This is a genomic window from Limnothrix sp. FACHB-406, assembly GCF_014698235.1.
Taxonomy (GTDB): domain Bacteria; phylum Cyanobacteriota; class Cyanobacteriia; order CACIAM-69d; family CACIAM-69d; genus CACIAM-69d.
Genome location: NZ_JACJSP010000006.1, coordinates 208,655 through 231,798 on the forward strand (window position 1 = coordinate 208,655; position 23,144 = coordinate 231,798).

The 23,144-nt window shown below is 54.2% G+C and carries 19 protein-coding genes and 1 tRNA gene; 11 read left to right on the forward strand and 9 right to left on the reverse strand.

Features of this window, described 5'->3' with window-relative positions; all coding sequences use genetic code 11:
- The first annotated feature begins 407 nt into the window (after nucleotides 1-407).
- Entirely contained in the window at nucleotides 408-881 is a 474-nt protein-coding gene (locus H6G53_RS08675; RefSeq protein WP_190527108.1) for a hypothetical protein, read from the forward strand.
- A gap of 125 nt (nucleotides 882-1,006) precedes the next feature.
- Here the strand turns inward: H6G53_RS08675 and H6G53_RS08680 are convergent, their stop codons facing one another.
- The gene (locus H6G53_RS08680; RefSeq protein WP_190532026.1) at nucleotides 1,007-2,386 is read right to left on the reverse strand and encodes a cobyrinate a,c-diamide synthase; all 1,380 of its coding nucleotides are present in this window, start codon (nucleotides 2,384-2,386) and stop codon (nucleotides 1,007-1,009) included.
- 77 nt (nucleotides 2,387-2,463) lie between these two features.
- Here H6G53_RS08680 and rsmG point away from each other — a divergent pair, with 77 nt between their 5' ends.
- Both rsmG and H6G53_RS18965 read left to right on the forward strand, forming a co-directional pair.
- Complete coding sequence (rsmG, locus tag H6G53_RS08685) at nucleotides 2,464-3,168, forward strand: 16S rRNA (guanine(527)-N(7))-methyltransferase RsmG (RefSeq protein ID WP_190532028.1); 705 nt, start codon at nucleotides 2,464-2,466, stop codon at nucleotides 3,166-3,168.
- On the forward strand, nucleotides 3,161-3,286 hold the full coding sequence (locus H6G53_RS18965) for a hypothetical protein (protein ID WP_255512351.1): 126 nt from the start codon (nucleotides 3,161-3,163) through the stop codon (nucleotides 3,284-3,286). Before rsmG ends, H6G53_RS18965 begins: the two co-directional genes overlap by 8 nt.
- Before the next feature lie 59 nt (nucleotides 3,287-3,345).
- Here the strand turns inward: H6G53_RS18965 and H6G53_RS08690 are convergent, their stop codons facing one another.
- Nucleotides 3,346-4,107 (reverse strand): hypothetical protein, encoded by a 762-nt coding sequence (locus tag H6G53_RS08690; RefSeq protein ID WP_099532196.1) that lies wholly within the window; start codon nucleotides 4,105-4,107, stop codon nucleotides 3,346-3,348.
- A 27-nt stretch (nucleotides 4,108-4,134) separates the two neighbouring features.
- Nucleotides 4,135-4,416, reverse strand: coding sequence for a DUF29 family protein (locus tag H6G53_RS19240; protein ID WP_190532030.1), 282 nt, complete (start codon nucleotides 4,414-4,416; stop codon nucleotides 4,135-4,137).
- Between H6G53_RS19240 and H6G53_RS08700 the strand changes: the two genes are divergently transcribed.
- Entirely contained in the window at nucleotides 4,385-5,299 is a 915-nt protein-coding gene (locus H6G53_RS08700) for a DNA adenine methylase (RefSeq protein WP_190532032.1), read from the forward strand. The two genes, H6G53_RS19240 and H6G53_RS08700, sit on opposite strands and share 32 nt — an antisense overlap.
- A 213-nt stretch (nucleotides 5,300-5,512) precedes the next feature.
- Here H6G53_RS08700 and H6G53_RS08705 read toward each other — a convergent pair whose 3' ends face one another.
- Complete coding sequence (locus H6G53_RS08705) at nucleotides 5,513-6,079, reverse strand: hypothetical protein (RefSeq protein WP_190532034.1); 567 nt, start codon at nucleotides 6,077-6,079, stop codon at nucleotides 5,513-5,515.
- A gap of 106 nt (nucleotides 6,080-6,185) precedes the next feature.
- Here H6G53_RS08705 and H6G53_RS08710 point away from each other — a divergent pair, with 106 nt between their 5' ends.
- From H6G53_RS08710 to H6G53_RS08720, 3 genes are all read left to right on the forward strand, one after another.
- On the forward strand, nucleotides 6,186-6,761 hold the full coding sequence (locus tag H6G53_RS08710) for a hypothetical protein (protein WP_190532036.1): 576 nt from the start codon (nucleotides 6,186-6,188) through the stop codon (nucleotides 6,759-6,761).
- Nucleotides 6,762-7,098: 337 nt separating this feature from the next.
- On the forward strand, nucleotides 7,099-9,189 hold the full coding sequence (gene ligA / locus H6G53_RS08715) for an NAD-dependent DNA ligase LigA (protein WP_190532039.1): 2,091 nt from the start codon (nucleotides 7,099-7,101) through the stop codon (nucleotides 9,187-9,189).
- Nucleotides 9,190-9,334: 145 nt separating this feature from the next.
- The gene (locus tag H6G53_RS08720) at nucleotides 9,335-10,210 is read left to right on the forward strand and encodes a DUF4230 domain-containing protein (RefSeq protein ID WP_190532041.1); all 876 of its coding nucleotides are present in this window, start codon (nucleotides 9,335-9,337) and stop codon (nucleotides 10,208-10,210) included.
- A 168-nt stretch (nucleotides 10,211-10,378) separates the two neighbouring features.
- On the opposite strand, the gene H6G53_RS08725 is transcribed toward H6G53_RS08720, so the two are convergent.
- The 5 genes from H6G53_RS08725 to H6G53_RS08745 all read right to left on the reverse strand — a co-directional run bounded on the left by H6G53_RS08725 (nucleotide 10,379) and on the right by H6G53_RS08745 (nucleotide 19,105).
- Nucleotides 10,379-11,899, reverse strand: a complete 1,521-nt coding sequence (locus tag H6G53_RS08725) for a methyltransferase regulatory domain-containing protein (RefSeq protein WP_190532043.1) — start codon at nucleotides 11,897-11,899, stop codon at nucleotides 10,379-10,381.
- A 299-nt stretch (nucleotides 11,900-12,198) separates the two neighbouring features.
- Nucleotides 12,199-14,454, reverse strand: a complete 2,256-nt coding sequence (locus tag H6G53_RS08730; RefSeq protein ID WP_190527086.1) for a GAF domain-containing protein — start codon at nucleotides 14,452-14,454, stop codon at nucleotides 12,199-12,201.
- 490 nt (nucleotides 14,455-14,944) lie between these two features.
- Entirely contained in the window at nucleotides 14,945-16,852 is a 1,908-nt protein-coding gene (locus H6G53_RS08735; RefSeq protein WP_099532188.1) for an ATP-binding protein, read from the reverse strand.
- Nucleotides 16,853-17,123: 271 nt separating this feature from the next.
- The gene (locus H6G53_RS08740) at nucleotides 17,124-18,005 is read right to left on the reverse strand and encodes a shikimate dehydrogenase (RefSeq protein WP_190532087.1); all 882 of its coding nucleotides are present in this window, start codon (nucleotides 18,003-18,005) and stop codon (nucleotides 17,124-17,126) included.
- A gap of 266 nt (nucleotides 18,006-18,271) precedes the next feature.
- Nucleotides 18,272-19,105 (reverse strand): class I SAM-dependent methyltransferase, encoded by an 834-nt coding sequence (locus H6G53_RS08745; RefSeq protein WP_190356005.1) that lies wholly within the window; start codon nucleotides 19,103-19,105, stop codon nucleotides 18,272-18,274.
- 254 nt (nucleotides 19,106-19,359) lie between these two features.
- Between H6G53_RS08745 and H6G53_RS08750 the strand changes: the two genes are divergently transcribed.
- From H6G53_RS08750 to H6G53_RS08765, 4 genes are all read left to right on the forward strand, one after another.
- Nucleotides 19,360-21,390, forward strand: a complete 2,031-nt coding sequence (locus H6G53_RS08750) for a ribonuclease catalytic domain-containing protein (RefSeq protein WP_190532045.1) — start codon at nucleotides 19,360-19,362, stop codon at nucleotides 21,388-21,390.
- 218 nt (nucleotides 21,391-21,608) lie between these two features.
- Nucleotides 21,609-21,682 (forward strand) — tRNA-Pro (locus H6G53_RS08755).
- 193 nt (nucleotides 21,683-21,875) lie between these two features.
- Nucleotides 21,876-22,013: a hypothetical protein gene (locus H6G53_RS08760; RefSeq protein ID WP_190532047.1), complete on the forward strand. Its 138-nt coding sequence runs from the start codon at nucleotides 21,876-21,878 to the stop codon at nucleotides 22,011-22,013.
- Between the two features lie 345 nt (nucleotides 22,014-22,358).
- On the forward strand, nucleotides 22,359-23,075 hold the full coding sequence (locus tag H6G53_RS08765) for a circadian clock protein KaiA (protein WP_190532049.1): 717 nt from the start codon (nucleotides 22,359-22,361) through the stop codon (nucleotides 23,073-23,075).
- Nucleotides 23,076-23,144 lie beyond the last annotated feature (69 nt).

Here is a 23,144-nt window from a genome sequence, read left to right on the forward strand (position 1 = left end):
ATCATCAATCAATTGCTTGATTTTTATCGATATAGATTCCAAACCAAATTTTAGTTTAAATTTTTCTCAGATTTATTTTGAATTATTTCCTCAAGGTCATTGTTTATACAAGTAAATGGTCTAATTTGGTATCAATTGATCACAGCGGTAATACTTCTAACAAATCAATTCAGCCTTGAAATGATGGCAGGGATTGCAAAAATCGATTTTTCTTGATAGTTTCGTCAAAGCAGCAAAATACACTATCAAGCAATCATGAGTCAGCATGGTTTTTTGTCTTCTTAAAGCAATCAGTGTTGAATCTGAATTTCAAGAAGCCAAAAACCGGGGGGAATGCAAACTGATTCACGAGGTTGATCCACTTAGTGTTGCAATTTCCCTCTTTATTGGTTGCGGAGCAAAAGTTCATGATTGCGCGCAAAAATTCACCCCAGTATGTAACTGACTTGGAAGAAATTTATGGTGGCCCCACTCAGTCGCTTCTTGGCAGCGCTGTTTTCTATGAGGTTTTGAAGCCCGAAGATGACCTCAGCTACGTAGCGCTGAAGAAGTACAAGTATTTTGTGGGTAAGCACTGGAGTAAGGCTTATCGGGATGCATGGAAGATGGTCTATGGACGATCAATAGATGCACCGCGAGCAATTATTTCAGAGCTGCGATCGTTAAATGACTTCCAGGCTGAACTCTCTGCTTCTCTGATTTTGGACAACATCGATGATGCAGAGGCAGGTCAACGGGCCCTGGTTGCCGCTTTTGATGACCCAAAGATCATTGAACTGACAATTCACAAGATGGGCGATGGAGAAGCAATTTCAGGATTGGTCATTTCTGGCCGCCACGCCAACGGGGAAGCAACATTCTTGGTTTCTATCGGTGATTAGTCATCATCAATTGGTGCTCAGATTGGGCCCAGCGCTTAGGGCCTAGCCCACGATCAATTCAATGACGATTAGCCCGATCGAACCCTTGAGAGTCGATCGGGTTTTTGGGTCTGAAAACTTGCCTTTCAATGCATGGCAGCGGGGATGCGATCGAGCCAGGCGGTCATCACTTGGGGATTACTGGCGAAATGCAAATGTACATAGCTGCCCAAGACGGAACCGACGCAATAGCCTTCCGTGAGCCGATCGCCCCGAGAGGTTAATAGGTCATAGCATTGGGCGATCGCCCCGGCCGCTTCGGGGTTTGCCACTTCCGAGTAGTGAAACCGATGGCCACGAATGGTTTCTCCTGAGGGCAAAGGGCCGCCAGGAGCGATCGTCGCTTCCACGTAACCCAGCTTGGGGCGGCGGGTCATTTGGATTTGCAGCGGTAATAAACCCAAGAGCGATCGCCCCGTGCCATCGGCCAGAGTCAGGCGATCGCACAGATAGATAAAACCGCCACATTCCCCATAGATTGGTTTGCCGGCCGCGGCCATTTGGCGAATGGCCGTTAAACAATCGGTGTTGTTAGCAAGCTGATCCAGGTATAGCTCCGGGTAGCCACCCCCCAGATAGAGCGCGTCACAATCGGCGGGCGGCCGATCGACCAGGGGCGAAAATTCCACCAACTCCGCCCCTCGATCGCGCAGAAAATCTAAATTGGCTTCGTAATAAAAACAAAAGGCCCGATCGCGTGCGATCCCGATTTTGCGGGGCGGTTGCCGACTGACAGCAATTGGGGCGATCGGCGCGCGTGGTTCGGGCTTCGGGGTTGGTTGCTCCCGTTGCAACCGTTGCCAGAGCTGATCCAAGTCCAGATGGGTTTCCAGCAAGTCCGCCAGCCGATCGATATATCCCTCCCCCAACTGATCCTCATCGGCCATTTTGAGTCCCAAGTGGCGGCGATCGATCAATGCGGCCTCATCCCGGGGCACACCACCCAAAATGGGCATCCGCACGCGATCGCGAGCAGCCCCCGCAATCCGATCCAAATGTGCTCCGCTGCCCACCCGATTGCAAATTGCGCCCAAAAACCGCAAATCCGGATCAAAGGTTTCATAGCCCCAGATCAGGGCCGCCCCGCTACGCGACAGGCCCCGACCATCCAACACCAACACCACAGGCGCATTCAACCACTTGGCCAGCTCGGCCGTGCTGCCCGCCTCTTGGTCGCCATAACCATCAAACAACCCCATGGCTCCTTCAATCACCGCCACATCGGCTCCGGCCACGGCGCGATCGAACAGCGCTTGGTTTGTTGCCTTAGGAAGCATCCAACCATCCAAATTATGGGACGGGCGACCCGTGGCCCGACGGTGATGGCCCGGGTCAATGAAATCGGGCCCCACTTTGAACGGCTGCACCACCCATCCGCGCCGTGTCCAGGCTCGCATCAGGGCGATCGCCATTGAAGTTTTGCCCACTCCGCTGTGGGTTCCCGCCACCACTACCGTTGGAATCATGCTGCGATTGCACTCAAGGAATACGTTAACGGGGCCAGATTGCGCTTAAATTGCCTAGCAGCTTGCTCCCCATGGCCATGACCCTTCCCACAGCGCCCGCCTTACCGAACCCGATCGACCTTTGGCAGTCAACCCTGCAATGGCAGCCCGACACAGCCACCCAAGCCCAATTTCAGCGGCTCTATGAGGCGATCTTGGCGGGTAACCAGCGGATGAATTTAACCCGCATTACGGAGCCATTGGACTTTTGGGAAAAGCATCTTTGGGATTCGCTGCGGGGTCTATTTTCACCGATTTTGCAACCGGTACTGGCCCAGCGGGCCTCGCAAGCCATCACCGTGGCCGATTTGGGAACCGGGGGCGGCTTTCCAGGGCTGCCGGGCGCGATCGCCTTTCCAGAATGGCAATGGTTGCTGATGGATAGCACGCGCAAAAAGATTCAGTTTGTGGCGGAGGCGATCGCGGAATTGGAGTTGGGCAATGTGCAAACCGCGTGCGATCGAGCAGAGCAGTTCGTGCGGCGACCGGGCCCCAAACCAAATTTTCACCTGGTGACCTTGCGGGCCGTGGGTGCAGCGGATCTTTGCGCCAGCTACGCCCTGCCAATGTTGGCCCCGCGAGGTGTTGCGATTTTGTATCGAGGTCGCTGGAGCGCAGAGGAGGAAGCCAGCCTGCAAGAGCCCCTCAGCCATTGGGGCGCAGAAATTTTGGGTGTAGATGCCTTTAAAACCCCAATTACTGAGGGCGATCGCCACTGCATCTATTTGCAAAAAATTGACTAGTTTCCCTCGCCCGATCGCCCGTCAGTTTGTGGAAAAGCAGCAAACGGGCGATCGGGTAACTTGCCCCAAAAACATGAAACCCCGACCACCACTAGAAACAGACATGATCATCATTTAAAAACCACCGCAAAGTCACAACAACCAAGCACTCATTTTTCAGAATTTCAGCATCAATACCTAGGGACTCTTCGGCGTAATAGCCGGAGTTGACAAGGTGTTAATAGGCTTAGGAACGTCCGACAGTTGACCAGGATTAAAGCCCAGTTGAATCAAACTAATCGACATTAACTTTTTGTCAACATAATGAATGAATGATTCTGGTTTTTCCTCAACACCGCGCGTGTTTTGCCGGGTTGCCAAATAACTCAGCAGCTCATTTCTGAGGCTCAAGCAAGATAAATAGATGGCGTGGCTATTTTTGATGTTTTCTTCTTGCTTAAAAGTCAAAGACAAATTACCGTAAAAAAGAACCACCCCCGAAGAAACCACAAAAATATTGATGACAGCGTTATTGACTTCGCCCCAACCTTCTTTACTAATAAAAAATAGACAAATAACAGCGATCGCCCCCAACGTACACATCATCGCCAGCGAAATATAATACTGCTTATAGAAAAAGCCCATAATTGAAGCATTGCGATCAATCAAGACCTCAACATCCTGAAGTTGAAAAATTAATCTTGATTTCACAGAGGGCTTCGGCTTTAGCCATGCTGTTTGTAAAGCAATTTGTTCCTTAGTGAGCTTTTGGGGTGCAGTAATCCATTTTTGCTCCCATTGGCTACTCACGAGCAACAAAACATAATAAGCAATCCCAACCAAGCTCAAAAGCACCAGAACCAAAACAATATGACCCAGGAATGTGGGCTGGCGCTTTTGGCCATTCATGATCGCCCAAGCAAGCCAACTGGGAATTTGGGGGGAAACAGGCTCTTCCATGTCCAAAAACTTTAGCCTCTTTATTGGCTAGGGATCAAGGTAGATGGGTTGTTCCATCGCCTCTTCCCAGGTCAACGGCGGGGCGATCGGGAAGGTCTCCAGCGCTAACCCGGTCTCACTATAGGCCTCGTCACGCGCATTGGCGTAGGCTGCTTGGATTGCGTCCGGGAGCTGAGATTTGAGAGCTGATTGCTCAAGAGCAACGAAGAAGCAACTACAGTACGAATTTGATATATTGATAGCAACATCATCAAAGAATTCACAGTTAGTTATTACTATGGGTCTAAAATCTAGGCGAACTTCTCCCATTTTTTTGAATTTAGAATCTAACAGCTCCCTTGAGCAAAATCATGCTTCTGTGCATCCTCGCAGCCGTCGTAAAATTGCCTTTGGCTGGTATGGCGGTAAGTTTTCCCACTTAGATTGGCTCTTACCTCTTTTACCCCCATGTCATCATTACTGCGAACCCTTTTCCGGATCGGGGGCTGTTTTGCTGAATCGGGAACCATCTCCCGTTGAAACGTACAACGATATTGATGGTGAAGTTGTCAATTTCTTTCGGACGCTACGAAATCATTCAGAGGAATTAATCCGAGCGATCGCCCTTACGCCCTTTTCCCGGGAAGAATATTACCAGGCAATCTATGACGATTTAGATAGTCTAGATGATATTGAGCGTGCCCGCCGGTTTTATATTCGCGCTCGGCAAACCAGAACTGGTTTAGCACAAACAGCCTCCTTAGGACGATGGGCAAATTGTAAAGACACCAGCCGATCGGGGATGTCCGGGGTTGTGTCTCGATGGCTGGGCGGTGTCGAAGCATTGGATGCGATCGCCCTCCGTCTCTTGCGAGTACAGATTGAAAACCGGCCCGCTCTAGATGTCATTCGTCTCTACGATGGCCCCAACACATTCTTTTACTGCGATCCGCCCTATCTGCACGCAACCCGAGGTGACACCAAATCCTACGGTTTTGAAATGACGGAGCAAGAACATCAAGAGTTAGCTCTCGCTCTAAACCAATGTCAGGGAATGGTTGCTGTTTCGGGATACGATCATCCAGTCATGCAAGATCTATTTCCCAAAGCAAAATGGCAAAAGATTCTTGGCCCCCAAAAAACAATTCATTCCACTAAAGATACGCGACAAGAAATTTTGTGGATTAATTATTCATTACCCCAGGGATCTTAGGGTGTGTGATCAAATGAAGTGGTCTTGAAGCTGAAATGACTATTTTCCCAGCCCAACCGTCCTAGACAAGGGGCTTAAGCCCCTTGCCCCCACGATCCCGTAACGCAAGAATCAGGGTTTCGGGTATTTGATGAAAGCCCCTAGTATTATCGATTATTACCTAGATCTTTGACCGGTCAGAAGCTTGATCGACTCCAGAGAAAGTTTTAACTATCAGAGGCTCTCTTTAATGATGGATCGGACTTGATTAATGTCAATTTCCAACACTTCGGCAATCGTTGAAAGGTCAAAATTCATCTGACTCATGCGAAGCACAGATTTACGAATAATTGAATTTTGTCCTTCTTGAAAGCTTGCTTGCTCTGATTCACCCTTGCCACGGTAGATATAGCCATCATTTTTAGCGCAGTAAATATAGCCATCATTTTTGGCATAGTGAATATTGCCATCATTTACACCTATTATGATGCTGTTGATTGTTCCGCTATTTTTGATGTTATACAATCCTCTTCGTAGCAAGGTTGTTTTTAAATTGCGTTTATTAATCACTTCTCCTTCTCCCAAAGCCTGCGAGAGGGTTTTCCAGAGGCGATGACTTACATCACGAACATGACCCTCTGTGCAGTCCTGTTCTTGGGCAATTACTGCATAGCTTTTCTTAACTAGAACACCCGTAATAATGCCAAACTCTAGGTCACTGAGATGCTTACCACGCTCAGAAAATACCAGATTGTCAGCAATTGTGAGTGCTTCTTGTAAGTCATCTTTATGAATTGACATGGAACGAGGTAGCTGTAGTTACTGACCATTGACTATAATCTTGGCATACAAAATCCCACAAAGTCCGACATTAGCCGATTGGATATGAAGTGTCTTCAGGTCTAGAATGCACTGGACTCTTGATTGGTGGGTTATGGGCATGAGAACGATTATCCATAGAAAGTTATCCCGCTTTTTGATGACGGCATGTTTGCCGATAGCGGTAGCTATATTTTTAAATTCCTGTGCAAACTCCTCAATAGCACCAATCATCGAGGAATCTAGTCCCTTCTTATCACACCGTTGGCAGGCATTGGGAGCTACGATCTTTTTGGGCATTATCCAAATAGGATTGCTTCCCAGCTCTTTCACATCCGATAATTCTGCGTCGCTCAGGACGGTTGCGGGAGGATTTCTGACATGGCCGCTAGGTCATTCAAAGATAGGTGAGTGGTATTACTACCTTGCAAAATGGGTATTTGATCTTTGGACTCCGCTATTACAAGGCTACGGTGTCTTGATTGGGTTTTCCGGCAATGCTAGTGCCATCATTTTTAATATTTCCATTTTTGGATTTGCGCTAAACAATGTTGAACTATTTTATGCTGTGGTTCCCGCTTCGATCATAGGCCTCTTGCTAAACATTGTTCTTCTGGGGGCGCTTGCATTCATCTCATCCTCAAACAAAAATGGTGGTGAGTGAACGTTGAGTAGCTGGCTATTGCCCGCCACGATATAACTGCTTCGGTTGGCAAGGTGAGCAATGCTCACTTTACAGGTTTCTTTCAACTAAAAGCTGAAACGTTTGATCGCGCAATTCTAGCCAAGTCATAATCCGCGTCCTTGAAGCTGAGGACTACTTCGGATCGTAGCTGAAAAATTTGCAACAAAAATCCCCCAGCCGGAGCCAGGGGAACATCGTCAGGGTGCATCTACCTGACCATTACTAGCGATCGCCCCGTGCGCCATCCGGAAGGTTCTTGCATTCCCAGCCGGAATAGGGACAATGGCATCGAGATCGATCGCCCCCTTGCCGTCCCATGCCCGCCCCCGCTGACTTGGCCCGCCGCGCTGACCAACTGCGCCAAAAACTCCAGGAAGCCAGCTACGCCTACTACGTGCTGGACAATCCCGTGATGGAAGACGCGGTGTACGATCGCCTCTACCGGGAACTGGAGCAACTGGAAACCCAATATCCCGAGCTGGTTTCGCCCGACAGCCCCACCCAGCGCGTGGGCGATCGCCCGGCGGAGCGGTTCCAGACGGTGCAACACGCGATCGCCCTCTACAGCTTGGAAAATGCCTTTGATTTGGCGGAGTTGCGGGCTTGGGAGGATCGCTGGCAAAAGGTGGCCGGAACCGGGGAGCGATCGCCCGTTCTGGAGGAATTGCCTCTGTTTCAGGCGGCGACCCCGGCTCGCTATGTGTGTGAACTGAAGATCGATGGCTCGGCGATCGCCCTCACCTATGAAGCGGGGCTGCTGGTGCGCGGGGCCACGCGGGGCGATGGGATCGCGGGCGAGGAGATTACCCAAAATATCAAGACGATTCGATCAATCCCGTTGCGGTTGAATGTGGCCAATCCGCCGGCCCGGTTGGAGATTCGTGGGGAGGCGTTTTTGCCTCTCAGCAGTTTTGAGCAAATCAATCGAGATCGGGCGGCGGCGGGCGAGGCCCTGTTTGCCAATCCTCGGAATGCGGCGGCGGGAACCTTACGCCAACTGGATTCGCGAATTGTGGCGGAACGGAAGCTGGACTTTTTTGCCTACACGCTCCAGTGGCCGGAGGAGTTGGACTGGCCCGATCGCCCCCGTAGCCATTGGGAGTCGCTGGAACAGTTGGCGGCTTGGGGCTTTCGGGTGAATCCGAACCGCGATCGCTGTGCTGACCTGGCGGCCGTTTGGGACTATTGCCAACGCTGGGATCAAGCCCGCCACGACTTGCCCTACATGACCGATGGGGCGGTGATTAAGCTCGATGATTTGGCCCTGCAAACGGCGGTGGGCTTTACGAACAAGTTTCCGCGCTGGGCGATCGCTTACAAATACCCGGCGGAGGAAGCACCTTCGCGGTTGCTGTCGGTGACGTTCCAGGTGGGGCGCACGGGGGCGATTACCCCGGTGGCGGAACTGGAGCCGGTGCAGTTGGCGGGAACCACTGTGGCCCGGGCGACGCTGCACAACCGCGATCGACTGCTGGAGTTGGATTTGCACCTGGGCGACACGGTGGTGATTCGCAAGGCGGGGGAAATTATTCCCGAGGTGTTGCGGGTGTTGCCGGAGCTGCGGCCCGACGGCGCGACGCGGGTGCAAATGCCCAGCCATTGCCCGGCCTGTGGCGAGGCGGTGGTGCAGCCGGCCGATGAAGCCGTGACGCGCTGCATTAATACCTCTTGTCCGGCGATCGTCCGGGGCAGCCTGCGCCATTGGGCGAGCCGCGATGCGTTGGATATTGACGGGCTGGGGGAAAAGTTGGTGGAGCAGTTGAGCGAGGCGGGGTTGGTCAAGTCCGTGGCGGATTTGTACGGGCTGACGATCGCGCCGTTGCTGACCCTGGAGCGGATGGGGCAAAAGTCGGCGGAGAAACTGGTGAGCGCGATCGCCCGATCAACCGGTCAGCCCTGGGCGCGGGTGCTGTATGGCTTGGGAATTCGGCATATCGGATCGAGCAATGCCAAGCTGCTGGCGGCCCAGTTTCGATCGGTGGAAGCCCTGGCCGCGGCCACTGAAGAGGAGTTAACGGCGGTGAACGGGATTGGGTTGGAAATTGCCAAGTCGATTCGGGAATGGTTTGGGTCGGCAGCCAATCGATCGCTGGTCGATCGACTGCGATCAGCGGGGTTGTCCTTGGCGGCTGCCGACCCGGATCCGGATCAGGCGATCGCCCCGCCAACCAACGCGGCCATCAGCGGTAAGACCTTTGTGCTGACCGGAACTCTCCCCACCCTGACTCGTCCAGAAGCTAAGGCGCTAATCGAGCGATCGGGTGGCAAGGTCACCGGCTCCGTCAGCAAAAAAACCGATTATGTAGTGGTGGGTGAGGAGGCTGGCTCCAAACTGGACAAGGCGCGATCCCTGGGATTGGTCTGTATTTCAGAAGCTGAGTTGCTAGAATTGCTGGCAATGGCTTAGTCCAACATTTCAAGCTTTAACTGCCCCAGACCACCGCACCAGACCACCGCACCAGACAAGGGGCTTAAGCCCCTTGCCCCCAGCGATTGCTGTGGCCCCTGACTCCCCAAACGTCTTCGTCCGATTCTCTCTCCAGGCTTTGTTTATGAAGGTCGATCAACGTCCCCCCAGCGCTCAGCCCACCCAAGCTCCCCAGCCGATCGCCCCGTCGCGGCAACCGGGGTTATGGCGGCAACTCAGCAATAATTTCGCCCTGATGGCGACCGGGGGACTGGTAGCGATCGTGGCCACGTCGGCGGCGGGGATTGGCAACTGGGGCAAGGGGATTAGCGACTTTGTGGCGGCTCCCTTCAACACACCGCAGCCACCGGCCAAGGCCGATGTACGATCGCTGACGATCGACCAAATTCGCGGGGCCAGCGAACTGACGACCACGGTGTTTTCGATGGAGGCGATCGTCCCGGCCCAGCGCGATCGGGTGTTGGGGCAATTTGTCGTCGGTTCCACCAAGCTGCTCTACATCGCCTATGGGGAAATCAGCGCCGGGATTGACTTCAACAAACTGAAACCGGAAGACGTGCGCCAAGGAGCCGATGGCAAGCTAGAAATTCGGTTGCCGGCCCCGGAAATTCTCGATCGCAAAATCGATGTGGGTCGATCGCGCGTCTATGACTACGATCGGGGCTTTTTGGGTCTCGGCCCCGACTCGGGCCCCGAACTGATGGCCCGGGCCCAAGAAGCAGCGCTCGATCGGGTCACGGAATCCGCCTGCCAACGGGGCTTGCTCAATGAGGCCAACAAACGCGCTGTGATGGTGGTCAGCCAAATGTTGGCCCCGACCCAAGCGGGCTTGCCCAAGGGAGCCAAGCCAGTGACGATCATTCCCCAGGAGCCGGATCCCGCCGCCTGCCCGATCGCCAAACCCATTAACCCACCGGCGATCAACCCACCAGCGACCAATCCCCCGGCCACCGACCCCAACGGGGCCGCCGACCAGCCCGCCGCTCCGGCCCAATCCTAGTAGCACGACAGACTTGTTCTAGGCAATCAATTCGACTGTTCCTGTTCCTTGATTGTTAGGCAGCAAGGGGCTTAAGCCCCTTGTTTCTGTGACTGACTCCGCAACTTTGACCCGCCGAATTAAGCCTGTTGCACTACTAGGGGAGGTCTGATTGGAAGAATAAGAGATCTACAAAATTTGGAGGGATTTTAGCCAGGGGCCAGTTTGGGATTGAAATTGCTCCCAAGAGGTTTTCAGAAGCTGCAAATTTTCTACATCACTCTCAACGGTTTCACCGTTTTTTTGCAGCTTTAGCCCCATTCGTTTGTAGGTTTCAAAGGCTAATTCGGGGCCCGGTGTTTTGCGCCACATGGACTCTAAAAACAACAGAATTGTTTGATCAACCGCAATGCCACTGCCAACCAGCGGCGCGGCCAATAGTTGAATTTTGTTTTCTGTGAGGGCGCGCCGAGCAATGGCCCGGTTGAACCGATGACAGGTTTCGCGGGTCGCTTTGACGGCAGCTTGGGGAACCACGGGCATCGCCCACCCCCCATCCACCGCGATCGCCAAGGAAAGGTGCAAGTCGCGCCAAGCCAGTTTGGGTAATTGTTGAGCCAGCTCAGCCATGGTGTGGGGGCGATCGCTCAAGCCAGCAATGATGGTTTTGAAGGGTTCCGCATCCAGGTGCACCGTTGCCACCGGGCAGGGATATTCCTTGGGGATTTGGGGCGATCGCAGCGTGAGGGCAAAGGTTTGCTGATCCAAGCGATCGCGCTGGGCCAAAGAGGCGAGGGGCACGGTTCCGCGCCCAAAAATATCCCGTCGAAATGATTGGTTGGTATAAACGTCCCGCAAGGTTTCCCGCAGCACGGGATCCTCAATGGTTTGTAGGGTTTGCAACTGGTTAGGCTGCAATCGAAAGTGTTCCATTTGGTCGCCCAAGTGGGCCGAAACCAAAAAGCTGGCCTTGGCTTCATCCAGCAGTTCCACCACTTCTCGATGGAACAGCGGGGTGAAGTGGCGATTGCAATATTCATGCACCAAGTAGTTACGAGACATGGTGGAAATTTGCTGGAGCCGATCGAGCGCGGCTGGCTGAGATTTGAAATAAATCGCCTCCTGTTCAGCAATAGCTTTGGCAAAATTCAGAGCCAGATCAAATCGTTTGGTAATTTGCCCCGATTGGGAGAGCATCTGCGCTTGAATTAGCTCTCGCATTCCCAAAAATGCAGACCAACCGGGCATGGCGTTGTAGCTGAGATAAACTACGCCACCAACTTTTAATTTTTTGCGGATAAAGTTAACGATTTGCTGTCGGTTTTCGGGCGAAATCCAAGAAAAAACGCCATGGAGCGTGATGAAATCAAAGTCCGGCAACTCTGCCCGATCGGCAAAATCCTGGAAAGAGTCATCAAAAAAATGGATGTTTTTGAGGCCAATTTCGCGGGCTAAGGTTTGGGCATGGACAATGTGGCTGGGGTTGAAATCCGTGGCATAAAAATCCCCTTGCGGATTGGCAGCCGCCAGCAAATTGGTGGTGTTGCCCTGTCCACAGCCCAATTCGCAGTAGGTGAAGGCGCGATCGAGCGGGGGAGCCTGAAGCCCCTTGCACAACAACACGTAATTGAGGTGTGTGGGGGCTAATTCCCGATAAAACCCATGGGTGTAGTCCACTTCGGCCACATAGCCCTCTGTCCAACTTTGCATAGTCGCCTACTTCATCTACACAGTAACCAACAGCGATCGGGGGGCTGCTTCCCAACAGTTGGGTTGCGGGGCCCACTTCCTATCCCTGGCCATCCTCAAAGCAGCCCGCAATTCCGGACAATTACACCGGTTACGAACGGTTCGATCGCCCAGTGATCTCAACTAGTGATCTCAACTAGTAATCCCAACCAGCGATCTCAACCAGTGATCTCAGTTAATAATCCACCGGGCAAATCTTCGACCGTCCTGAATTCATCACCGCTAATCACCACGTCATTACCAGGGCGATCGACCTGAAGTTAGCGATCGGGTTCTGGCGGCAACACGGCCACCCGCATAAACCGCAACCCATTGGCCCCCTGGAGCGATTCCACCTCGCCGCTCTCGCGCTTGGAACCAATCATGCCCTCGCGTTCCAAGTAGCGTAAATATTCCTGATATTCGTGGCCCTCATCCTCCGTGGCATAGACCACCGTGAGGCAGCCGGGCTGGGTAATTCGTTCTCCTGTGATCGCATCGCGGGCCTTGTCGATCCGCTTTTTGACAATTTCATAGCGCGTGTCGCGGGTTCCTCGCACATCAAACAGCTTCTCAGTGTTTTCATCATGCAGAATATCCACCGTGGAACCCTGCACCAGCACCAGATGCGTCAAGCGTAATTGGTCACTAAGGGTGCGCTCAATTTCAAAACCCATCCGCGCACAGGCACAGACAGCCCGCAGTTGCTCGTACCGCAGGCTGCGGAGGTGGAAGCTGGTGAAGTCGGGATAGATGGAGCTACCGGCATAGATCATGTGATCAATGCCGTCGGTGGATTCAATGTCGCAGTAGTGGGGGGCGATCGACTGCATTTTGCTTTGGCAGCGATCCCAGGTTTCCCGCATCCGCCGATTAATTTCGCTCACCAAGTGGTCATATTCAGCGCGGGCTTCGTAGACGGCCCCGTGGGGATTGTCGCAAGCTTGGCGATAGGCGGTGACGGCGGCGGCGGTGGCTGGATCCAGCCCTGCCAGATAATCCAAGTCGTCTTCAATGTTTTCCCGCAGGTATTGGGCCCCGCGCACTTCCGCTTCCACGGTCACACCGCCTTCAAGGTTGTGGATATATTCCTGCAAGTCCAAGCGCAGTTGCCGCAACAGGGGCAGGTCTTTGGCCGCACAAGCACAATCGAGAATGGCCAGGGCTTGCCGAAACTGGGACAGCAAATCCGTTTGAATGGCTCGATCGCGCGCAAGGGATGAACCGCGAATGTCGGAGATGCCATAGAGCGGATAAACATTTTCAAAGGCGATCGGCTGGGGTGGCAGGCCCCAACTGCGCCGCTCTGCCTCCTGCAAAAATTTCCATTCCACGGCCGGGTGGATGTTGCTGAAGTGGGACTGGCCGGCCTGGCGCAAGGCCACGGCCAAGGAAGGTTGCAGCAGTTCCGCTCGATTGATGTCCAACAGGTCAAAGTTATCGGGCAGACGACTGGCCACCCCCACTAACCCCATCAACAAGGGGGGACGATCGCCCGCCTTATCCCGCAGCAGCAGGGGAATCAACAGCAGCGATCGGGCCCCGCGATCGCGCAAATCCTGTTCGAGGGGGGTGACGGCCTGGGTGGCCAAATCCCGAACGATCGTCACCCGCTCCAACTGCATGGCCGCCAAGCAGGGCGACTCGCGCAAGTCCCCCAGGTCATAGCCCCGGACGGTGCGCAGCCGTGCCTCATTCCCCAGGGTTAATTGCAGCCGATCGCCATCGGTGCGCAACACAAAGGTGGCATCACCGGAAAAGAGCGATCGCATGGATTGCCCCACCTCCCGAAATTTTTCCGGCTGCAAGATGGAATGGCCATTCAGCAACAGGCGACCCAACCGGCGTAATTGCTCCCGCGCGGTCACATCCCACCCTTCCAACAACAGTTGCCCCTTGAATTGGCACCATTCCAACTGAAACGCGCTTTCAAAGGAGGGCAAGGAAGTGGAGGCTTCCATGAGGGTTTGCACATCGGGGGCGATCGACTCGAACACCAAGGCCCCCGGCCGCATCCACAATTCCAACCAGCGATCGGCCACTTGCACCAACTTCGGCGCATTCAGCAACCGCCGAATTCGGCTGTCCTTGGGGTGGCGATCGAGCAACAGACGGTAGGCCACCTGTCGCCGCAGCCAATCGCGCAAGACTTCGGCCTCTAGTCCTGGCAACAAATCCGCGAGCGATCGGCCAACGGCCACCAAACCACGCACTGACTCTTGACGACCGGCCAGCTTCACCGCCTGACAAAATGCCGCATTGGCCATGTCCACTTCAAAGCTGTCCGGCTGCACCACCGCAAGCAACACTTGGCTATGGGTCACAACATCCACCATCGTTTCGCTGGCAGTCGATAACAGGCGCTCAATGGGGGAATTCTGATCAATGGCGGAGTCGGTGGCGGAATCAATGGCGGCAGCAGCATCGGTCGTGGTGCTGCCTAAGTCCGCAGGGGGTTGCACTTCGATCGGCAGAATGGATTGGCCCGCCTCAAGGATTCTGAGGGTGGTTGCTGAAGGGGTACTGGATTCTGACATTGTTGATTAACCCTAACTCTCCGAAACATCCCCGACAAATAAACGGTTTTGAAAGACTGGGTTAAGGACGGCCAAGACCGAATCAACTGAATAATGGAACCAACGGGACTGATCAACATGCTGGGGCAAGGGGCGCTGCTGTGGAAACCCGGCCCGCGTTCGCCCATTGGCCAAGAACGTTGCCTCAGTCACCGAATTGACTGATCTCGGTTATTGAATCGCCGATCGCGGGTGGCTAATCGTGAGTCGCCCATCTCAAGTCGCCCATCTCAATCACCAATCGCCGATCGTCAACTCATCCATGAACCGTGATTTAACCCATGCGATGCACCAACCCTGATTGCGCAAGCCCGCTGCTGATCATCCATCAGCAATCAGCCCAACAGACTTGCTTCGGCCCAAGAAAAGATTCCTGACGATTTGATCCTAGCTTTCAGGGTTCTGGACTGGGGAGTCTTTTCTTGAGTTTTGATGAGTTTTGCGATCGCCCCTAGGTTGTTAAGGGTGCTGGATCAACGGCCGAAGACTCGGCCAGAGCCGGCCGTTGCTCGATCGGGATGGTGATCACAAATGTGGCTCCCTGGCCCGGCTCCGTCACACATTCCAGCGATCCCTTGTGGCGATCGGCCACCACCTGATAGGAAATGGACAGCCCCATCCCCGTTCCCTTGCCTACGGGCTTTGTTGTGAAAAATGCATCAAAAATCTTGGATTGGGCCGCCGTGGCAATTCCCGGGCCGTTGTCGGTAATTCGGATTTGGAGCTGATTGGGGTCAAGCAGGGCCGTGGCGATCGTAATTTGTGGATCCAATGTGCCAGACTCTTCCAACGCATCGATCGCATTCACCAACAGGTTCATAAACACCTGATTGAGCTGACCCGCATAGCATTCCACCGCAGGCATGGCCGGATCGTATTCGCGGTGGATGAGGATGGCCGGCTGGGTGTCGCTGCCCTTCAAGCGATGGTTCAAAATCGTTAGGGTGCTGTCAATGCCTTCGTGGATGTCCACCCGCTTCAGATCCGATTCATCCAACCGGGAAAAAATCCGCAACGATTGCACGATGCCGCAAATGCGCTCGGAACCAATTTCCATGGATTTCAGAAGTTGCGGCAAGTCGTCCTCCAGAAATTCCAGGTCGATCGCCTCGGCATAGGCCGTCAAGGTGGGGGAGAGTTCCGGTTGCTCCTGGTGCAATAACTCTAAAAAACCCAACAGGCCATGGATGTAGTCCTTTGCATGGCCCAAATTGCCGTAAATGAAGTTGATCGGGTTGTTGATTTCGTGGGCCACGCCGGCCACCAACTGCCCCAGGCTGGACATTTTTTCGGACTGGACAACCTGCACCTGTGCCTTTTGCACCTGTTCCAAAGCTTTGGACAGTTCGGCGGTGCGCTCCAGCACCCGTTGCTCCAGTTGTTCCGCCAGGCTTTGCAGTTTGGCTTCGGCCAGTTGTCGATCGAGAATTTCTTCTCGCAGCAGGCGGTTGGTTTCACGAGTTTGGGCGATCGCCACTCGCAGCCGCATGGGTTGGCGCACCAGCAGGAAGGTCAACACCGTGCCCAGGGCGATCGCCACCACTTCGCCCACCCGCAACCAGAGCATGGAAGTGGACACCACTGTCCAACCTTGGGCGGGCACGGCGGCCAGTTGCCAGCGCCCCGTGAGCAACGGAATTTCTAGAATCACCGGGTCGCGATCGAACACGGTGGCCGACCCAAACAACAACCGCCCCACCCCATTGGCCCCATGCTCATAGATGGCGTATTCCGTGCTGTTGTCGTTGTTGAGCAAGTCCGCATCCGCCAGCAGGGCCAGCTCATCAAAAATCACAACCACCATGCCCAACAGGGGCGATCGACTGGAGCAGCGCCCATCGCAAACGGGGATGTAGCCCAAATAGCGTGCCCGGTTGGTGTAGGGCTGAGGTAATCGGGAAATGAGACCACTGGGAATGAGGCGTTTAAACCGCTGTTGTTGTTGGCGGTAGTCATCCAAAACGGCTTGGGTTTCCGTGTTTGGCGGATAGGTCAGAATTTGCAGTTTTTGGGGATCATTCAGGGCCGGCGGCTGACCGGGCTGGGCCGATCGCACCAACAAGACCGCAATCACGCCCTGTTGCTGCTGCATGAGCGATCGAACAAAGGCGCTGAATTGGCCTTGAGACAGAGGCCCCGCGTTCAGCTCGTAGGGAACAATGCCTTGGGCCGTTTGAATGCGAGCGTTCAGGGCCGATTCCAGCCGGGCCCGCTTGGCGCTCAAGCGAGACAGGAGGTTGGAGCGGGCTTCTCCAACAAATCGATCGCGGGCGATATCATCCACCACCCAAGCTGCAACGGAGGACAACAGGGTGAAGGCAGCAGCGGCCAATGCGGGCACGATCGTCGATCGATTCATCAACAAAACTTCTGGGTCTGAAACCCCGCCCTTTGAGGGCGGCTTTGTACTACAACTGAACACATACCGAGGGACATCCGGGAATTTAAGCCTGTGGAGCAAACATAAGACCGAGAAACCTTTGGGGTGGAGGCAGTTGCTAAGAAGCAGGAATCTAAGTCGCGAGGCTTAGAGAATCCCCGTTCCTTTAGGGCAGGGAGTATGTCAATCAGAATTGCAGACTCTTAGGGGATGTCTCAAAAGGGCTACTCAACAGCTACTCAACAACTGGTCAAGATCCGGGGGCCAAGAATGCCTCCACTGCCGATCGCATCACGGCCACCGGGGCCGGCTGACCCAACCAGCGGGACAGGGCGACCGCCCCTTGTTGCACCAACATTTCCAACCCATCAATCGTCTGCAAGCCTCGATCGCCCGCCATTTGCAAAAAGCGCGTGGGACGAGGCGTGTAAATCAAATCGTAGGCAATACTGCTGGGGGGCAACAGGGCCAATTGGGCGATCGAAAGGGGCGAGTCGGCCGCCAAGGGATGCATTCCCACGGGAGTTGAGTTCACCAGCAAATCGGCGGCCGGCAGCACCCGATCGAGGTCTGACCACGCCAGCGTTTCTAGGGCGATCGCCAGGGGGTTTGGGGGCCCAAAGTGCTGTTGCAGGGCCGCCAGTTTTTGGGGGTCGCGCCCGGCCACCACCACCCGATCGCACCCCAACAGCTTGGCTCCGGCAATCACGGCCCGGGCCGCGCCCCCCGTGCCCAGCACCAGGGCCGTGGCCCCCTGCCAATGGGCGCGTAACGCCTTGAGCGGGGCCACAAAGCCGTCCACATCGGTGTTGGTTCCAGCCCAGCCCCGATCGGTTCGCCACAGGGTGTTGACGGCCCCGACCGATCGAGCCACATCGGAAATCTCTGCCAACAGGGGCATCACCGCCTGCTTATGGGGAATGGTGACGCTCAGACCCAACACCTCCACGGCCGCAAAGCCATCCATCGCCTTAGTCAAGTCTGCGGGCTTGACCGGAAAAGCCACATAAACCGCATCGGCCCCCAAACTGGCGATCGCCTGGTTATGCATCACTGGCGAGAGGGAATGGCCAATGGGATCCCCAATTACGCCGAGCAATCGCGTTTTACCGGTAATGGGCGATCGATTCATATTTGAAGACACGTTTTCAAAATCTCCTGTCTCAAGGACTAATGGACTAATGAACTAATGAATTGATGAACTAGATGGACTACTAGATCGACGAACTAGATGGGCTACTAGATCGACGAACTAATGGATTATGGATTGATGAACTGAACCATTGATGAACTGAGAAGTTTGCTTGCAGGCTTAAATCCTTGCGGGCTTAAATTTTTGCAGGCTTAAACACTTGCAAGCTTCAAGACTTCAAGGCTTCAAAGCTGCGCACCCAAGATTTACCAACGATCGAACTGCAAAATCCAATAGTTGAGCGCCCGCAGACGGCTGACCACCTCGACCGCCAAGGTTTGCACCATCGCCGACGGATCGAACCATTGATTATCAACCGCCATCGATCGAAAGCAACTATAGGTTGGCAAAGTTTCCACCGTGATATCCCGAGCCTGGGTGAGCCGGAATCCCGTTTCTTGGGCCAGGTTTCGATAGGAATTGAGGGTGTAGCTCAAGTCAAACCCACCATAAAACCCGGTACTATCCAAAGGAGATTTGAGATTAGGCAACAGCGCTAACAAATCACTGGGCAAAAAGTCTGAAATAGCCAATTGACCACCCGGCTTCAGAACACGGCGCACCTCTTGGAAAAATCGCTGTCGATCGGGAAAGTGAAAAATACATTCCACCGCCAACACCACATCAAAAGACGCATCCGGAAAAGGCAGCTCGATCGCGTTAGCCTCCACCCATTCAATGGTGTTGTTATTTTGCGGAGTCACCCACTGTTTCGCCCGATCGAGCTGGCGCGGGTCAATGTTCACCCCCGTCAGTTGCAGGTTTGAAAATTGTTGATTCAGGCTGGCGATCGTGCCGCCAAACCCGCAGCCCACATCCAGCACCTTGGCCCCATTTTGAATCCGCGTTGTGCCGTACACCTCACGGGTGAGCTGCTCGGCCGCTTCATCAAAGGCGGCGGGACTGATTTGGGCCCGATCGGGATCGGCCCAATAGCCCCAATGGACGTGGCGGCGGAAGGCCGTTTGCACAGCGGGCGATCGATCCAGCAAGCCCAACAAAGCATCGAAGTAGGGCAGATTAACCGTTGAGGTAGCCATAGATTTTCAGCGACTGACCGCGAGGTGATTACAGCGAGGGTGACAGCAATGGCAAAACTCAACATTGAAACTCAACGTTGGAGCCACAAGCGATTGAAGGCAATTGAAAGCAATTGTATGTGTCCATTCAACCTAACCCACCGGTTGATTAACGCTCTGAATTCCGGCCGACAACCTCTCCCGGGCGATCGGTTCGCGGGCCCAGTCAATCCCCTACACTAAGAGCCGAACTGTGCAGGCTTGGTGTCGAGTCTATGGACAAAGGAACGCTGGTTGAATTGCGACTCGATGACGAGCGGGTGTTGGCCACAATCGATCGCCCAGAAGGCAAAAAACTCTTCATCGCGATCGGCGAGCAGGGCAAAAACCACAAGATCCGTCCCCAGGATGTGACCTACACCGTTGGGGGTGGGTTTCAGCCCGCCGACATTGCTGCCTTTCGAGCCGCCACAGCGCCTTACTTTGACCCCGACAGTTTGGAAGTGGCTTGGGAACTGCTGTGCGAGGAAGACAACCGCGCCGTGGATGCCAAGGAACTGAGCCTCATTCTTTTTTCGGAAGCTTCGCCGGTCACTTGTTACGCTGCTCACCGGATGCTGAGCGAGGATAAGCTATTTTTTAAGCAGAAGGGCGATCGCTACGAACCTCGACCCGCTAGCCAAGTCTCAGAAATGCGCCGCCAACAGGAGCTGACCCGGCAGCGAGAACAGGAACAGCAGGCCTTTTGCGAGTGGGTTCAATCGGCCATCAGCAGCCCGGGCGATCGCCCCGAAATTCCCGACGATTCCCCATTTCGTCAGCGCCTTGAATTACTGGAACGGTATGCCGTCCAAGGCGATGAAATGACCAATCGATCGGCTGCGTTAGACTTACTCGCAAAGCTCGATCGCCCGACCACCGAACGCGGTGCATTTGATCTGCTTGTGGCCCTGGGCCTGTGGAGTCCCCACGAAAATTTGCACTTGCGGCGATCGCAACTGCCCACCCGTTTTTCTGCCAAGGTGCTTGATGTGGCCCGTGCGTACCTCGAATCCCCACCCCCCGATCTGGATCGCGATCGGCTCGACCTCGTTCACCTCAAAACCTACACGATCGACGACGAAAGCACCCGTGAAATTGACGACGGCCTCAGCCTGGAATTCCTCAGCGATGGCACCGAGCGCATTTGGGTACACATTGCCGATCCCACCCGCTGGCTAGAACCCGGAAACGAGCTAGACCTCGAAGCCCGCCGCCGCGCCACCACCGTCTATTTGCCCACGGGCCCCGTGCCCATGTTTCCGCACGAGCTGGCCACCGGCCCCATGAGCCTCGTGCAAGGCCGGCAATGCTGTGCCCTCAGCTTCGGCATCGTCCTTAACGAAAATGGCTCCGTCGCGGACTACCAAATTCGCGCCAGTCACGTCAAACCCACCTACCGCCTCACCTACGACGATGTGGACGAAATGCTCGATTTGGGCATCACCGACGAACCACAACTCACAGCCCTGGCCAAGTGGGCCAAGCGCCGCGAAAGCTGGCGGGCCAGCCAAGGGGCAATCCGCATTGAAATGCCCGAAACCTCGATCGCCGTCAAGGATGACGAAATTGAAATCCGTGTCCTGGGCGATTCCACCGCACGGGGGCTGGTGGCAGAAATGATGATTCTGGCGGGGGAAGTGGCCGCCCGCTACGGCCAAGAACATAGCCTGCCGATGCCCTTCCGCAGCCAACCCCAACCGGAACTTCCCCCCGCAGAAGAATTGATGCTGTTGCCAGCGGGCCCCGTGCGCGCCTGTGCCATCCGCCGCTGTATGCCCCGCAGCGAAATGAGCACCACGCCCGCCCGCCACTCCAGCCTCGCCCTGGATACCTACACCCAAATCACATCACCCATTCGCCGCTACACCGATCTCTTGGGTCACTTTCAAATTAAGGCGCACCTGCGAGGCGAAACCCTGCCCTTTTCGATTAACGAAATGCAGGAGTTGGTGCAAGGGGTGAGTTCCACAGCCTATGAAGCGACTTTGGTGGAGCGCCAAACCACACGCTACTGGATTTTGGAATATTTACGACGCAACCGCGGCCCTTGGCAAACACTGATGTTGCGGTGGTTGCGCGAGGATGATGGGCTGGCGGCGGTGCTGCTGGAGGATTTGGGGGTGGAGCTGGCAACGCGGTTCCATCGCGATCTGTCGCCGGGCGATCGCCTCTGGTTGGAGGTGAGCCACGCGGATCCCCGCCAAGATTCCATTCAGTTTCGGGAAACGGCGGTGGATGGAGCACTGGCCGAATCGGTTTTGTAGCTCGGGGGCTGAGCTGAGCAAGACGAGTGATCAAAACAGGTCTGGCAAGAGGAAACTGGTCAAACCAGGCGCGCAAGAAAATGGCGCACAAGAAAATGGCGCGAGAAAAATCAAAAAATTCCTCATCCAGTTGCGTGCAAATGGCTCACCATCCCCTATAATTCTGAAGGTCAAATTTCGCGCCGGTCAAATCACTGGCTCGATCGCGGAATCTGCCTCGGGATGTAGCGCAGCTTGGTAGCGCACCTCGTTCGGGTCGAGGGGGCCGCTGGTTCGAATCCAGTCATCCCGATTGTATTTCCCAATTCACTGCTATCCAGGGTTCGCAACGCTGGATTCTCCTTCATTCTGCCTCCATAGAAACTACTGGTGCTTTCGGCGGCCCAACTGCCGATCGCCCTAGTTTTTCCATGGCTCGAACTAGCGGCTCGAACTGATGGTTTAAATTTTGGTGAGGGGGCCTCTAGCGTTGGCTCTCCTTGGCCTTGGGTTACCCCTGCCCGATCGCCCAATCCCCCGAGTTGGCAAGGTGGGTTCTGCCTGGCGATCGCCCCAGTGAACTCCCCAAACGGGCAGCCCCCTGGCCCGTGGAGCCACCCACCATCACCCAGCAATTGAGTTAAATTATCCCTGTATTACTGACCCCGAGGATCACCCTGGCAACAAACCAGAGGAAATGCTCCAGGACGGCTCCTAGCCATCTTTCATCATCAACCACTCGTCCCGTTCTGCACCAGAACTGGCCATGGCCTGCATGATCAGCCCGTTGTCCTACTGATCCCAATCATTCGATCTCCCTATTTTGATTTCTTATATTGGTGACAGTAAAAAATTATTAAAAATCATTCCCGATCGCGCCCCCAGCAACCCTCAAGATCGCCATTAATCGGCAAAACCCACTAGGATAGAGCCACTTCAAGCTCAAGATAGCAAAGCCCCTTTTTGTTTAACCCCATTCTGCGAAAATCGTGCGATATTACTTAGAAATTACTGCGCTCACAAACTCATCAGAGAGCACTGAAGTCCTATGCAAAATCCTTGATACTGCTCGTTATCAAACGCAATACCACGAAACTTTAGAATCATTTTTGGCTGCCATTCAGCAAAACCAGCAGGAAATTGATTGTCTCATTATTCAAGAGGATCCACTGCTTGAGCAAACCATTGAGCAGCTCTCTACCGCTAACATCATTCTTCCGGCAGTTATTTGGTGTTCCCGATCGCAGAATTTACCCAAAAAACCCTGGATTTATCATGCGGCTGAAGTAATCGCCTCAGAGCAAGACCTCGAAATCTTCCGCCGATCCATCGATCGCGCCATCAACAATTTCCTATACCTAACGCCAATCAGCTCCAACCTTGGTCAGACAAACGTTGCCCCCGCATCTGCCGTCCCTAGTAATGCAGTGAACCTGCTTGAGCAACAGAAACGACTGACAGACAAACTCAAAGAGCGCTTAGGATATTTAGGTGTGTATTACAAGCGCGAACCCAAACTTTTTCTCAGAAACCTGCCCGCCGAAGACAGGCACGCTCTCCTACAGGAATTGAGAAGCGAATATCGCGAAATTGTCTTGGCCTATTTTGCAGAGGATGGAACCGTCAATATGCGGGTCGATCGCTTTGTAGAGCAGGCTTTCTTTGCGGATATGTCAGAAGTGTTGAATGACAGATTCAGGTTATAAAAAAGGGGTAAGAAGATGTAATTCTTACCCCAAACAATCAAAAAGTAGTACACCAATGTTACGCTCATT